General features: G+C 60.9%; 12 protein-coding genes. 5 read left to right on the top strand and 7 right to left on the bottom strand.

Annotated elements, in window-relative coordinates; translation table 11 throughout:
• Positions 1-135 precede the first annotated feature (135 nt).
• Positions 136-837, top strand: a complete 702-nt coding sequence (locus BFQ00_RS21885; protein WP_065886504.1) for an ArsR/SmtB family transcription factor — start codon at positions 136-138, stop codon at positions 835-837.
• Positions 838-921: 84 nt separating this feature from the next.
• Positions 922-2,292: an MFS transporter gene (locus BFQ00_RS21880; RefSeq protein ID WP_065934741.1), complete on the top strand. Its 1,371-nt coding sequence runs from the start codon at positions 922-924 to the stop codon at positions 2,290-2,292.
• 139 nt (positions 2,293-2,431) lie between these two features.
• On the opposite strand, the gene BFQ00_RS21875 is transcribed toward BFQ00_RS21880, so the two are convergent.
• A complete protein-coding gene (locus BFQ00_RS21875) occupies positions 2,432-3,385 on the bottom strand; it encodes an adenosine deaminase (protein WP_065934740.1) in 954 nt (317 codons plus the stop codon).
• A 193-nt stretch (positions 3,386-3,578) separates the two neighbouring features.
• Between BFQ00_RS21875 and BFQ00_RS21870 the strand changes: the two genes are divergently transcribed.
• Complete coding sequence (locus BFQ00_RS21870; protein WP_065897928.1) at positions 3,579-4,670, top strand: calcium:proton antiporter; 1,092 nt, start codon at positions 3,579-3,581, stop codon at positions 4,668-4,670.
• Positions 4,671-4,745: 75 nt separating this feature from the next.
• On the opposite strand, the gene BFQ00_RS21865 is transcribed toward BFQ00_RS21870, so the two are convergent.
• The 6 genes from BFQ00_RS21865 to BFQ00_RS21840 form a co-directional block, all read right to left on the bottom strand.
• Positions 4,746-6,104, bottom strand: coding sequence for an 8-oxoguanine deaminase (locus BFQ00_RS21865; RefSeq protein WP_065934739.1), 1,359 nt, complete (start codon positions 6,102-6,104; stop codon positions 4,746-4,748).
• A 237-nt stretch (positions 6,105-6,341) separates the two neighbouring features.
• Complete coding sequence (locus tag BFQ00_RS21860) at positions 6,342-7,028, bottom strand: SDR family oxidoreductase (protein WP_057726414.1); 687 nt, start codon at positions 7,026-7,028, stop codon at positions 6,342-6,344.
• Between the two features lie 57 nt (positions 7,029-7,085).
• A complete protein-coding gene (locus tag BFQ00_RS21855; RefSeq protein ID WP_065894623.1) occupies positions 7,086-7,667 on the bottom strand; it encodes an IMPACT family protein in 582 nt (193 codons plus the stop codon).
• Positions 7,668-7,679: 12 nt separating this feature from the next.
• Complete coding sequence (locus tag BFQ00_RS21850; RefSeq protein WP_065886509.1) at positions 7,680-8,339, bottom strand: TetR/AcrR family transcriptional regulator; 660 nt, start codon at positions 8,337-8,339, stop codon at positions 7,680-7,682.
• Between the two features lie 87 nt (positions 8,340-8,426).
• Positions 8,427-9,821, bottom strand: coding sequence for a uracil-xanthine permease family protein (locus BFQ00_RS21845; RefSeq protein ID WP_065934738.1), 1,395 nt, complete (start codon positions 9,819-9,821; stop codon positions 8,427-8,429).
• A gap of 87 nt (positions 9,822-9,908) precedes the next feature.
• Positions 9,909-10,829, bottom strand: coding sequence for a LysR family transcriptional regulator (locus BFQ00_RS21840; RefSeq protein ID WP_065934737.1), 921 nt, complete (start codon positions 10,827-10,829; stop codon positions 9,909-9,911).
• Between the two features lie 127 nt (positions 10,830-10,956).
• On the opposite strand from BFQ00_RS21840, the gene BFQ00_RS21835 reads away from it, so the two are divergent.
• Both BFQ00_RS21835 and BFQ00_RS21830 read left to right on the top strand, forming a co-directional pair.
• On the top strand, positions 10,957-12,306 hold the full coding sequence (locus BFQ00_RS21835; RefSeq protein ID WP_065934736.1) for an aspartate aminotransferase family protein: 1,350 nt from the start codon (positions 10,957-10,959) through the stop codon (positions 12,304-12,306).
• A gap of 39 nt (positions 12,307-12,345) precedes the next feature.
• Positions 12,346-13,839, top strand: a complete 1,494-nt coding sequence (locus BFQ00_RS21830) for a CoA-acylating methylmalonate-semialdehyde dehydrogenase (RefSeq protein WP_065934735.1) — start codon at positions 12,346-12,348, stop codon at positions 13,837-13,839.
• Positions 13,840-14,045 lie beyond the last annotated feature (206 nt).

The following is a 14,045-nucleotide window of genomic DNA, read 5'->3' as shown; positions in this document are numbered from 1 at the left end:
GCCTCCAGCAAAGCAGGACATTTCCCTCAAGTGCTGTCCGCATTCAGTCTGTAAGACGTGATGGAACCGGCTGTTTTGGCCCCTATACTTTGGCGCCAACCGCAGCAGAAAAACGGTTCAACGGGGAGTCGAAAGATGGAACAGGCACCATGTATCAGTCGTATCGCCAGCTTGCTTGCCGAGCCCAAGCGCACCGCAATGCTGTGGGCATTGATGGACGGTTCGGCGAAATCTTCAGAGGAGTTGGCGACGTTCGCCGGGCTGTCACCGGCGTCGGCCAATGCCCATCTGGCGCGGTTGACCGGCAGCGGCTTGCTGCGGGTCGAAGCGCGCCGGGGCAAACGGCTGTTTCGCGTGGCGGCGGCCGATGTCAGTGCCGCCATCGACGCGCTGGCGACGACCACCATGGCGAGTGCGGCGCGCGCCGCGCCGGATGTTCAGCTCCCCGCGTTGCAGACCCCGCCGCTGGTGCGTCGCGCCCGCGTGTGCCACGACCATCTCGGCGGTGAACTGGCGGCCGGGCTGTATCAACGGATGGCGCAGGCAGGCTGGATCCAGCGCTACGAACAACGTACCGAAGTGACGGTCAAGGGCACCCGGCATCTGGCGGAGCTGGGTATTTTCATCCAGGCATTCTCGTCGCCGTTGGTGTGTGACTGTTTCGACTGGAGCCAGCAGCAACCGCATGTCGGCGGTGCGCTGGGCGCCGGGCTGTTGCGGCTGTTTTTGCAGTCGAACTGGGTGAGTGCCATCGGCGAGTCCCGGGCCTTGGCTGTCAGCGACGCCGGGCTTGTGCACATCAACCGGTTGGCCGCACTGCAGGAGCGTCGCTCCTAGTTTCGGTCAGGTCGCATCCAGCAATCGCCAGGGCAGACGATGCCGCACACTCGGCCAGGGGTTTTTCACACTTTGGGGTGGGGCATGGGGATGCAGGACTATAGCGCAGCAGAGCGGCTGGAACGGTTGCCCATCAGTGGTTACCACCGAATCATTTTCATCATCATTGCCCTGGCGTTTTTCTTCGACTCCATGGACCTGGCGATGATGACGTTCCTGTTGGGCTCGATCAAAGCCGAGTTCGGCCTGAGTACGGCCCAGGCCGGGTTGCTGGCCAGTTCGAGTTTTTTCGGCATGGTGGTCGGTGCTTCGCTCTCGGGGATGCTGGCTGATCGCTTCGGGCGCAAGCCGGTATTTCAGTGGAGCATCGTGTTGTGGGGCGTCGCCAGTTACTTGTGTTCGACCGCGCAGACGGTCGAGGCGCTGACCCTGTTTCGCATCCTGCTGGGCATTGGCATGGGCATGGAGTTTCCGATCGCACAGTCGATGTTGTCCGAGCTGATTCCGGCAAAACGACGCGGGCGGTATATCGCGTTGATGGATGGTTTTTGGCCGCTGGGGTTTGTCGCTGCCGGGGTGCTGTCTTACTTCCTGCTGCCGGTGGTGGGTTGGCGCGACATCTTCCTGGTGCTGGCGGTGCCGGCGATATTTGTACTGGCCATCCGGTTTTTTATTCCGGAGTCGCCGCGCTGGCTGGAACAGGCCGGGCGCCACGAGGCGGCGGACAAGGTACTGCTGGGCATCGAGCAAAAGGTGCGCGACTCCCTCGGGGGCGCCGAATTGCCGCAGCCTGTTGCCTTGCCGCGGGTGGCGAGTACGCCAGGCACGTTCTTCTCGGCCTTCCAGCAGTTGTGGTCGGCTCAGTACCGTCAACGCACGATGATGATCTGGAGCGTGTGGTTCTTTGCCCTGCTCGGGTTCTACGGACTGACGTCCTGGTTGAGTGCGTTGCTGCAGCAGTCAGGCTTTGCCGTGACGCAATCGGTGTATTACACGGTCATCATTTCCCTGGGCGGGATCCCCGGTTTTCTGATGGCGGCGTGGCTGGTCGAGCGTTGGGGGCGCAAGCCGGTGTGCGTGGTGACGTTGCTGGGCGGCGGGGTGATGGCGTTTTTGTATGGGCAGAGCGCGGTGTTCGGCGGCAATGTCGGACTGCTGGTTACGACCGGTTTGTTGATGCAGTTCTTTCTGTTTGGCATGTGGGCGGTGTTGTACACCTATACGCCGGAGCTGTATCCGACCTCGGCGCGCGCAACGGGGTCCGGGTTTGCCTCGGCGATTGGTCGCGTGGGGTCATTGCTGGGGCCACTGGTCACCGGGCTGGTGTTTCCGATAACCGGGCAGGGCGGGGTGTTTGCCTTGGGCGCGCTGTGTTTTGCGGTGGCGGCGCTGGTGGTGTGGGTGTTTGGGATGGAGACCAAGGGCAAGACGTTGGAGGAGTTGTCTGAAGTCTGACAGACAACATTTAAACCCCTGTGGGAGGGGGCTTGCCCCCGATAGCTGAGTGTCAGTCACCACAGGCAGCGACTGACAGACTGCAATCGGGGGCAAGCCCCCTCCCACATTTAGCCTTCATTCATTCAGTAAATAGCGGTCAAGGCTTGACCAATCGCGCATCCAGGCTGTTTTGCGCCAGGCGTTTGGCCTGGTCCTGGGTCATGCCCAGGGAGGTGTACAGCGCGTGGAAGTTCTCGGTGACATAACCGCCGAAGTAGGCCGGGTCATCCGAGTTCACCGTGACCTTCACCCCACGCTCAAGCATGTCGAGGATGTTGTGCTGGGCCATGTCGTCGAAGACGCACAGCTTGGTGTTGGACAGCGGGCACACGGTCAGCGGGATCTGCTCGTCGATGATGCGTTGCATCAGGCGCTCGTCTTCGATGGCGCGCACGCCATGGTCGATGCGCTGGATTTTCAGCAGGTCGATGGCTTCCCAGATGTACTCGGGCGGGCCTTCTTCGCCGGCGTGGGCGACGGTGAGGAAGCCTTCGTAACGGGCACGGTCGAACACGCGCTGGAACTTGCTCGGCGGGTGACCCATCTCGGAACTGTCCAGGCCCACGGCGACGAACGCGTCACGGAACGGCAGCGCCTGGTCGAGGGTTTTCTCCGCTTCGGCTTCGCTCAGGTGGCGCAGGAAGCTGAGGATCAAGCCGCTGGTAATCCCCAGTTGCTGCTCGCCGTCCTTGAGCGCGGCAGCGATACCGTTGAGCACCACTTCGAAGGGTACGCCGCGGTCGGTGTGGGTTTGCGGGTCGAAGAAGGGTTCGGTGTGAATCACGTTCTGGGATTTGCAGCGCAGCAGGTAGGCCCAGGTCAGGTCGTAGAAATCCTGGGAGGTGCGCAGCACGTCGGCGCCCTTGTAATACAGGTCGAGAAACTCTTGCAGATTGTTGAAGGCGTAGGCCTTGCGCAGGGTTTCGACGTCGTTCCATGGCAACGCAATCTTGTTGCGTTCGGCCAGGGCGAACAGCAGCTCAGGCTCCAGCGAGCCTTCCAGGTGCAGGTGCAGTTCAGCCTTGGGCAGGGCGTTGAGCCAATCGTACATAGCTAAAATCTCATCAGGTGCAATCGCGGCATTCTACAGGCCATGGCTGAAATAATCGGCAAAACCTGACCAGCAGGAGAGTATTTGATTTATTCGCTCAAGTTCGACGTGAACTAAGGTGTAACGAAACGTTAGCGGCGTGGCGCAGTCTGTACCCCAACGATGACTGATTTGCCGTACATAAAGGCCCCCCATGCTCACTTCTCTCAAGCAAGAAAAATTCATGCTGCTGGCGCTGATTGCCGCCATTGCCGCCTACCCGCTGGAACACTGGATGCTCCACAGTGGGCAGATGGTGGCGTTGCTCGCCGGTCTCGCCTTGATTGCGTTTATCGTGATGGCGTCGATGCGCGTGGCCCACCATGCCGAACAACTGGCGGAAAAGGTCGGTGACCCCTACGGCACCATGATCCTGACCCTGGCCGCTGTGCTGGTGGAAGTGGTGATCCTGGCGATCATGATGAGTAACGAGCCTTCACCCACGCTGGTGCGCGACACCATCTATTCGGCGGTGATGCTCGATATCAACGGCATCCTCGGCCTGGCCGCGCTGATGGGCGGCATCAAGCATGGCGAGCAGTCCTACAACGATGACTCAGCACGCACCTACAGCGTGATGATTCTCACCGCCATGGGCGTGTCGATGGTGGTGCCGGAGTTTATCCCCGAGGCCGACTGGAAAATTTACTCGGCCTTCACCATCGGCGCGATGGTGGTGCTCTACACCTTGTTCCTGAGAATGCAGGTAGGCCCGCACAGTTATTTCTTCAGCTACAGCTACCCGGAAAAACGCCGCAAGAAATCAACCGAGCAAGAGCACGAGCAGCCCGTAAACCTCGCGTTCTCGATCGGCACCCTGGTGTTTGGCGTGATAGTGATTGGTGCGTTGGCCGAGGTGATGTCCAAGACCCTCGACCTGGGCCTGGAGGGCACGGGCGCCCCGCCGGTGATCACCGCGATCGTCGTGGCGGCTATTTCCGCCGCGCCGGAAATCCTGACGGCATTGCGCGCCGCCTTGGCCAATCGCATGCAGTCGGTGGTCAACATCGCGCTGGGTGCGTCGCTGTCGACGGTGATCCTGACGGTGCCGGTGATGGAAGCCATGGCGCTCTACACCGGCCAGCCATTCCAGATGGCGATGACGCCGGTGCAGACAGTGATGGTGTTTATTACGCTGATCGTCAGTGCGATCAACCTCAATGATGGCGAAACCAATGCCATCGAGGGGATGACGCATTTCGTGCTGTTTGCGACTTTTATCATGCTGTCGCTGCTGGGGTTGTAACCCGATTTCAAGAGCACCATAAAGCCAAATGTGGGAGGGGGCTTGCCCCCTCCCACATTTTGGACTGTGCTTGGTTTAGATTCCGGCGATCAACTGACGGGCCGCCCGGGTGTGATCGGCGATCAGAGCTTTCAGGTCCAGGCCTTCCACTTGTCCGTCGATTACCCGCCATTGACCCGCGATCATCACTCGGTCCGCCCGATCGGCACCGCACAGCAACAGTGCGGAAATGGGATCGTGGCTGCCGGAGAAGCGCAGCTCATCGAGTTTGAACAGCGCCAGGTCCGCCTGCTTTCCTACCGCCAACTCTCCAATATCCGTACGCCCCAACAACTGCGCCGAGCCTTTGGTCGCCCAGCCCAACACACCTTCAGGGGTGATTTTTTCTGCGCCGTAACGCAGGCGCTGGATGTACAGGGCCTGGCGCGCTTCCAAAATCATGTTCGAAGCGTCGTTGGAGGCGGAACCGTCCACGCCCAGGCCGAGGGGGGCACCGGCCGCGAGCAGGTCGAGGGTCGGGCAGATACCGGAGGCCAGGCGCATATTTGAACTCGGGCAATGGCAGATGCCCGTGCCGGCAGCGCCCAGGCGTGCGATTTCATCCGGGTTGAAGTGAATACCGTGGGCCAGCCAGGTGCGCGGGCCGAGCCAGCCGACGCTGTCGAGATAATCCACCGTGCGCAGGCCGAAACGTTGCAGGCAGAAGTCTTCCTCGTCGAGGGTTTCCGCCAGGTGCGTGTGCAGGCGCACGTCGAGCGAGGTGGCCAGTTCGGCACTGGCGCGCATGATTTCGGGGGTGACGGAAAACGGCGAACAGGGCGCCAGGGCAATCTGGATCTGCGCGCCGTCGCCGCGCTCGTGGTATTCACGGATCAGGCGTTGGCTGTCGTCGAGAATGACCTGGCCCTGTTGCACGGTCTGCTGCGGCGGCAGGCCACCATCGGCTTCGCCCAGGCTCATGGAACCGCGGGTGAGCATGGCGCGCATGCCCAGCTCGCGTACGCTGTCGACCTGCACATCAATGGCGTTTTCCAGGCCGTCGGGGAACAGGTAGTGGTGGTCCGCTGCCGTGGTGCAACCCGAGAGCAGCAATTCCGCAAGGGCCACTTTCGACGCCAGGGCCAGTTTTTCCGGGGTCAGTCGGGCCCAGACCGGATACAGGGTTTTCAACCAGGGAAACAGCGGCTGGTTGACCACCGGCGCCCAGGCGCGGGTCAGGGTCTGGTAGAAATGGTGGTGCGTGTTGATCAGCCCGGGCAGGACGACATGCTCGCGGGCATCGAACACCTGCGTACAGGGTTGTGCAGGTGCTTGCCCTTGGGCCAGCAATTCGATGATGACGCCGTCTTGCAGTACCAGGCCGCCACGGGCATCGAGGCCATTGGCGGTGAAGATCGCGAGGGGATTTTTTAACCAGATACGGGTCGCAGGCATTGGCCGGCTCCTCTGAATGATGGGTTCAGGTTTGCCAGCTCAGTGTTGCCCTGTCTGCTGATCCAGGGTCGCCGGTGAAGGCGAGGTGGGTAGATTACGTGTCGGTCCATGTGCAGGCAAGCGGACGCGGTCAGTGTGGGAGGGGCTTGCCCCCGATAGCGGTGGGTCAGCCAATTTATATATGACTGATACACCGGCATCGGGGGCAAGCCCCCTCCCACAGGGTAATCGGTGTATCTACCAGGCGATGGTGTCGCCCTTGTAGTCCACAAAATGATGGCCGCCCTTGCCGGTGTAGGCATTTACCTGGTCAACCAGGCCACGCACGCTGGTCTCGACGTCGATGTGCGCATTTTCGCCGCCCATGTCGGTTTTCACCCAGCCCGGGTGCAGCGATAACACCGTCGGCTTGTGCTCGCCCAGTTGGGTGATAAAGCTGTTGGTCATGGAGTTGAGCGCCGCCTTGCTGGCCTTGTACAGCGCCATGTCCGAACCGTCGGGAATGGTGACGCTGCCCAGCACCGAACTCATGAAGGCCAGCACGCCGGTGTCCTTGCGGATCTGCCCGACAAAACGCTGGGCCAGGTTGATCGGAGCCACGGCGTTGGTGAAAAACAGTTGGCCGACTTCCGCCAGGGTGGCGTGACCAGGCTCCTGGTTCGCGGGGCCCTTGACGCCGGCATTGACGAACAGCAGGTCGAAGGTACGGTCTTTCAGGCGTTGGGCCAGGGCGATCACGGCTTGTTGATCGTCCATGTCGAGTTTTTCGATCTGCACCGGGCCCACGGCTTTCAGGGCGTCGGCCTTGTTCGGGTCACGCACGGTGGCGGTCACGTCCCAGCCGTCCTGGAGCAGTTGCTTGACCAGGCCGAGGCCCAGCCCGCGCGAGGCGCCGATGATCAGTGCGGTTTTTGGCGTAGACATGAAAAGCTTCCTTTGGAGTCGCGGTTCAGGGAGTTGCAGTGAGCAACAGTAGCAGTTTCAGCGTTGCAGCAGGATACGTCCCCGGCTCAGGTCGGCGAGCTGGGTTTGCAAGGTGTCGATGTGGGCTTCGCCCAGAGCCAGTTGCAGCTCCACGCCGTTGGCGGTGAAGGTTTCTTCGACGATCAGCCCGTCCAGTTCGGCAACGCGCAGCTTCAGCAGGTTCAATTCGGAGAAACCGCAGGCGCACCTCAGCGGTACACGACTGATCAACTCGATGCGCTCGGCATTCTGCAGGCATTTATTTGCGCCGCCGCCGTAGGCACGGGCGAGACCACCGGTGCCCAGTTGAATTCCGCCGTACCAGCGAATCACCAGCACGACGACCTGATCAAACCCTTGCGCCTCGATGGCCGCCAGGATCGGCCGCCCGGCGGTGCCACCGGGTTCGCCGTCGTCGTTGCTGCGGTATTGGTCGGCCAGTTTCCAGGCCCAGCAGTTGTGCGTCGCGTTGAGGTCGCTGTGCTGCTCGATAAACGCCTGGGCGTCGTGCGCGCTGGTAATCGGCGCCGCCAGGGTGATAAAGCGGCTTTTGCGTATTTCTTCACGAAATTCGCAAAAGCCTGTGAGCGTGAATGGCATAAGTCGCTTCGTTCAGGGGGCCGGCTTGATGCCGCAGCCTTTGAGAATAATGTGGATCAGGTTGGTGCCGGCGTCCTCCATGTCCTGCTTGGTCAGCTTGGTGCGACCGGTGACGCGGCAGATCTGGGTGGCGAAGTCGGCATAGTGCTGGGTGCTGCCCCACAGCAGGAAGATCAGGTGCACCGGGTCGATGGGGTCCATCTTGCCGGCATCGATCCAGGCCTGGAACACGGCTGCACGGCCGCTGAACCAGGCGCGGTAGTCCTGGCTGAAATATTCGGTGAGGCATTCGCCGCCGCTGATGATCTCCATGGCGAAGATCCGCGAGGCCTGTGGCTGGCGTCGCGAGAATTCCATCTTGGTGCGGATGTACCGGGAGAGGGCCACGGCCGGGTCGTCCTCGGCGGTCAGCGCGTTGAACGTGCTGTCCCACAATTCGAGAATATTGCTGAGCACCGCAATGTACAGGCCCAGTTTGTTGGTGAAGTAATAGTGCAAGTTGGCTTTGGGCAGCCCGGCACTCGCCGCGATGGTGTTCATGCTGGTGCCCTTGTAGCCATGGCGCGCGAATTCATCCTCAGCCGCCTGGAGAATCGCTTGTTCGTTCTTTTGCCGAATGCGGCTGGCGGGTTTACCGGCGTGGTTGCTGTGGGCAGGAACTTCGAGGCTCATGGAGGTTTCCGTGCTGATCGATGGGGGCGACGTGTGCACAGATAACCCACCCTCAAGCCTCAGACAAGTGTTGATGCAATAAAACCGTCAAAGCGATTCCAGGGAGTCGCTTTCGGGCGTGTGGTTTGTAACGGCGTGGACGGTTTTGGCCTCCGGTAACAGCAGGCACAGCACAATGGCGGTCAGCCCGCCGCTGGTGATGGCGGAGTCGAACAGGTTCTGCACCAGGGTTGGCATCAAGTGCAGCAGGTTGGGCTGGGCGGCGATGCCCAGGCCGACACCGAAGGAGGTGGCGATGATCAGCATGCTGCGTCGATCCAGTGGCGCCTGGGCCAGGATGCGCACACCGGCTGCGGCGACGCTGCCGAACATGACCAGGGTCGCACCGCCCAGCACCGGTTTGGGGATTTGCTGCAGCACCGCGCCGATCATGGGAAACAACCCAAGGCATACCAGCACCACGCCAATGTACAAGCCGACATAACGGCTGGCCACGCCGGTAAGTTGGATCACCCCGTTGTTTTGCGCGAAGGTGGTATTGGGGAAGGCGCTGAACATGGCGGCGATCATGCAACTGACGCCATCCCCGAGCACGCCGCCTTTGAGTCGGCTTATATAAGACGCACCGCTGATGGGTTGGCGGGCGATCATGCAGTTGGCGGTGAGGTCTCCGACGGTTTCGATGCTGCTGATCAGATAAATCAGCGCGATTGGCAGGAAGGCGCTCCAATCGAAGTTGAAACCAAAGCGAAACGGCACGGGCAGGCTGATCAGAGGCACGTCGGGTAATGCCTGGGGCACCAGCTTGCCACTGAACCAGGCGGCGAGGCTGCCGAGCGCCAGGCCGATGATGATGGCCGAGAGTCGTACCCAGGGCGTATTCGAGCGGTTGAGCAGGATGATCGTCAGCACCACGAACAGGCCCAGGGCCAGGTTGATGGGGGCGCCGAAGTCGGGGGCGTTGAACCCGCCGCCCAGATCGGTGATGCCGACTTTTATCAGGCTGATGCCGATCAGCGTAATCACGATCCCGGTCACCAGGGGCGTGATGACCCGGCGCAGTTGGCCGATAAACCGGCTCAGAACGATCTGCACCAGGGCGCCGAAAAAGCACACGCCGAAAATCATCGCCAGTATGTCCTCAGGGCTGCCGCCGCGTTGCTTGACCAGGAAGCCGGCGGAGAGCACCGCGCCCAGGAACGCAAAGCTGGTGCCTTGCAGGCAAATCATCCCGGCGCCGATACCGAACGGCCTGCGCGCCTGGATGAACGTGCCGACGCCGGAGACCATCAGTGCCATGCTGATCAAGTAGGGCAGGTGCGCGGTGAGGCCCAGGGTGGAACCGATGATCAAGGGCGGCGTGATGATCCCGACGAACGCGGCCAGCACATGTTGCAGGGCGGCCAGCAGGGCGGGCAGTGGTTTGGGGCGATCATCGAGGCCGTAGATCAAGTCGTTGGGGCTGGAGGATTCTGGTGGCATGGCGGGTCAACTCGGGGCGGACGGTTCAAGGTCCTTGTGCCTTGCAAAAAACTGTCCACCTGCTCAGCTTTTTGTGTAAGGCCCGAATTAGCGCGTGGCCGCCAGGCTTTGCAGAAAACTTTCCAGCACCAAATGGGGGCGACGACCCTTGCGCGTGACCGATGCCAGGCTCAAATCGTAAAACCGTGTAGCCGCTTTCAGCGCGCGCAGTCGGCCTTGTTGTACCCAAAGGTTGGCGTAATGGTCGGGCAGGTAGCCGATATAGCGCCCGGTGAGGATCAGGAACGCCATGCCCTCACGGTCCGAGGCGCTGGCGGTGCACGTGAGCGCCTGGTAATGGGCCTGGATCTCGGTGGGCAAGCGGAAGGTGGGGGCGATGGCGTCCTGGCTGTCGAGGCGCGCGTCGTCCAGTTGCTTGTCGTCGGCATAAAACAGTGGATGACCGACCGCGCAATAAAGCAGCGAGCGCTCGCTGTACAGCGGTTGGTACTCCAGGCCCGACAATGCGCTGGCCTGGGGCACCACGCCGACATGCAGACGGCCGTCGAGGACACCTTGCTCGACTTCACTGGGGGCGATCATGCGGATTTGAATTTGCACATCCGGGCCACGTTCCTTCAATTGCGCCAGGGCGTGGGTGATGCGCATATGGGGCAGAGTGACGAGGTTATCGGTCAGGCCAATGATCAGCTCTCCGCGCAAGTGCTGGTGCAGGCCATTGACTTCGGTGCGAAAACTTTCCAGGGCGCTCAACAGTTGCAACGCCGACTGATAGACCTCGCGGCCTTCTTCCGTCAGCGAGAACCCCGCGCGGCCGCGTTGACAGAGCCTCAGCCCGAGGCGTTGTTCCAGGTCGCTCATTTGCTGGCTGATGGCCGAGCGACCAATCCCCAGTACGGTTTCCGCAGCCGAAAAGCCACCACACTCCACCACGCTGCGAAAGATGCGCAGCAGGCGAATATCAAAGTCGCTGACCTGGGCCAGGGGGTCGGGGCGACGGCTGCTCATAGTTTAGTGAAGTCCTGACTGAAGGTTAGAAGAGTTGGATTTCACCGACTTTATCCCCGTGGCAATTTAGCTGCAACTACGCTTTTTTCAATCCCGATGCTGCCTTTTGCCTTGCGAGGTTTTGCTGATGAACATGCCGGAAAACGCCCCATCATCCCTGGCCAGCCAACTCAAGCTGGATGCTCACTGGATGCCTTATACCGCCAACCGTAACTTTCAGCGCGATCCGCGCCTGATCGTGGCCGCCGAGGGCAGCTGGTTGACCGATGACAAGGGGCGCAAGGTCTACGACTCGCTGTCGGGCCTTTGGACCTGCGGCGCCGGGCATACGCGCAAGGAAATCCAGGAGGCGGTGGCCCGGCAGTTGGGCACCCTGGACTACTCTCCGGGCTTCCAATACGGTCATCCGTTGTCCTTTCAACTGGCGGAAAAGATTACCGACCTGACCCCAGGCAACCTCAACCATGTGTTCTTCACCGACTCCGGCTCCGAGTGCGCCGATACCGCCGTGAAGATGGTGCGCGCCTACTGGCGCCTGAAGGGCCAGGCCACCAAGACCAAGATGATCGGCCGCGCCCGGGGCTATCACGGTGTGAACATTGCCGGTACCAGCCTTGGCGGTGTCAACGGTAACCGTAAGCTGTTTGGTCAGTCGATGATGGACGTCGACCACCTGCCGCATACGTTGCTGGCGAGCAATGCCTTCTCCCGTGGCATGCCGGAGCAGGGCGGTATCGCATTGGCCGATGAGTTGCTCAAGCTGATCGAACTGCATGACGCATCGAACATCGCTGCGGTGTTTGTCGAGCCGATGGCCGGTTCCGCAGGCGTGTTGGTGCCGCCACAGGGTTACCTCAAGCGTCTGCGCGAGATCTGCGATCAGCACAACATCCTGTTGGTATTCGACGAAGTGATCACCGGTTTCGGGCGCACCGGTTCGATGTTCGGCGCCGACAGCTTTGGCGTAACCCCGGACTTGATGTGCATTGCCAAGCAAGTCACCAATGGCGCGATTCCGATGGGCGCGGTGATTGCCAGCAGCGAGATCTATCAGACCTTCATGAACCAGGCGACGCCGGAGTACGCGGTGGAGTTTCCCCACGGCTACACCTACTCGGCGCACCCGGTGGCCTGCGCGGCCGGCCTCGCGGCACTGGACCTGCTGCAAAAGGAAAACCTCGTGCAGAGCGTAGCCGATGTCGCACCGCATTTTGAGAATGCGCTGCATGGCTTGAAGGGCAGCAAGAACGTGATTGATATTCGTAATTACGGCCTGGCCGGAGCCATCCAGATTGCGCCGCGTGACGGGGATGCCATCGTGCGTCCGTTCGAGGCCGGCATGGCGCTGTGGAAAGCCGGTTTCTACGTGCGCTTTGGCGGCGACACCCTGCAGTTCGGACCAACCTTCAACAGCAAGCCGCAGGACCTGGATCGCCTGTTCGATGCGGTCGGTGAAGTGCTGAACAAGATCGACTGATTTCTCCTTCTATATAGAAAAACTTTTCAGGAGCCCTGCATGAGCCTTATCCAGCATTTGATCAACGGTGAATTGGTCAATGACAGCGGTCGTAGCGCCGATGTGTACAACCCCTCCACGGGCCAGGTCATTCACCAGGTACCGTTGGCCAGTCGCGAGACCATTCAACAGGCGATCGACTCGGCCAAGGCGGCGTTCCCGGCCTGGCGTAACACGCCTGCGGCCAAACGGGCGCAGGTGATGTTTCGTTTCAAGCAGTTGCTGGAACACAACGAAGCGCGTATTTCGCAGCTGATCAGCGAAGAGCACGGCAAGACGTTGGAGGATGCCGCCGGTGAGTTGAAGCGCGGAATCGAGAACGTTGAGTACGCGTGCTCGGCGCCGGAGATTCTCAAAGGCGAATACAGCCGCAACGTCGGCCCGAACATTGATGCCTGGTCGGATTTCCAGCCGCTGGGCGTAGTGGCGGGCATTACGCCGTTCAACTTCCCGGCGATGGTGCCGTTGTGGATGTATCCGCTGGCGATTGTGTGCGGTAACTGTTTCATCCTCAAACCGTCGGAGCGTGATCCGAGTTCGACGTTGCTGATCGCGCAATTGTTGCAGGAAGCGGGTCTGCCCAAAGGCGTGCTGAGCGTGGTGCATGGTGACAAGGGCGCGGTGGATGCATTGATCGAGGCGCCCGAGGTAAAAGCGCTGAGCTTTGTAGGATCGACGCCGATTGCCGAGTACATCTATTCCGAAGCGACCAAGCGCGGCAAGCGTGTGCAGGCACTGGGTGGCGCGAAGAACCATGCCGTGCTGATGCCGGACGCGGACCTGGATAACGCCGTCAGCGCCTTGATGGGCGCAGCGTATGGCTCCTGCGGTGAGCGCTGTATGGCGATCTCGGTGGCGGTGTGTGTGGGTGACCAGGTGGCGGATGCGTTGATTGCCAAGCTGGTACCGCAGGTCAAAGCGCTGAAGATCGGTGCGGGCACCACCTGTGGCCTGGATATGGGCCCGCTGGTGACGGGGCAGGCGCGGGATAAGGTCAGCGGCTATATAGAAGAGGGCGTGTCGGCGGGCGCCGAGTTGGTTGTTGACGGTCGCGGCTTGAGCGTCGCCGGGCATGAAGAAGGGTTCTTTCTCGGTGGCAGCCTGTTCGATCGCGTGACCCCCGAGATGCGCATCTATAAAGAAGAGATCTTCGGGCCGGTGTTGTGCGTGGTGCGTGTGGACAGCCTGGAAGCGGCGATGCAGTTGATCAACGACCATGAGTACGGTAACGGTACGTGCATCTTTACCCGTGACGGTGAGGCGGCGCGTCTGTTCTGTGATGAAATCGAAGTGGGCATGGTGGGGGTCAACGTGCCTTTGCCGGTGCCCGTGGCTTATCACAGCTTTGGTGGCTGGAAGCGGTCGCTGTTTGGCGACTTGCACGCCTATGGGCCGGATGGGGTGCGTTTCTATACCCGTCGCAAGGCGATCACCCAGCGTTGGCCGCAGCGGGCCAGTCATGAAGCCTCGCAGTTTGCTTTCCCCAGTTTGTAAGGCGGGATAAGTGGAAGGCCGGCCCCTTGGGGCCGGCCTTCGCGTTTTCCGGGGTTTTTTGACTTATATGACAGAAATGTGAAAAAGAAGGTTGACGGCAGATTCTGTACGCCTATAATTCGCCCCACTTCCGGCGCAGTCGAAACGGAAAACTCCTTGGTAAACAATGAGTTAAGCAAGTTTTGACAGCAGGTTGCTTCAGTTCA

The sequence above is a fragment of the Pseudomonas sp. 28 E 9 genome (assembly GCF_900004785.1).
In the GTDB taxonomy this organism is placed as follows: Bacteria; Pseudomonadota; Gammaproteobacteria; order Pseudomonadales; family Pseudomonadaceae; genus Aquipseudomonas; species Aquipseudomonas orientalis_A.
This window is presented reverse-complemented; position numbering and strand designations above follow the sequence as displayed.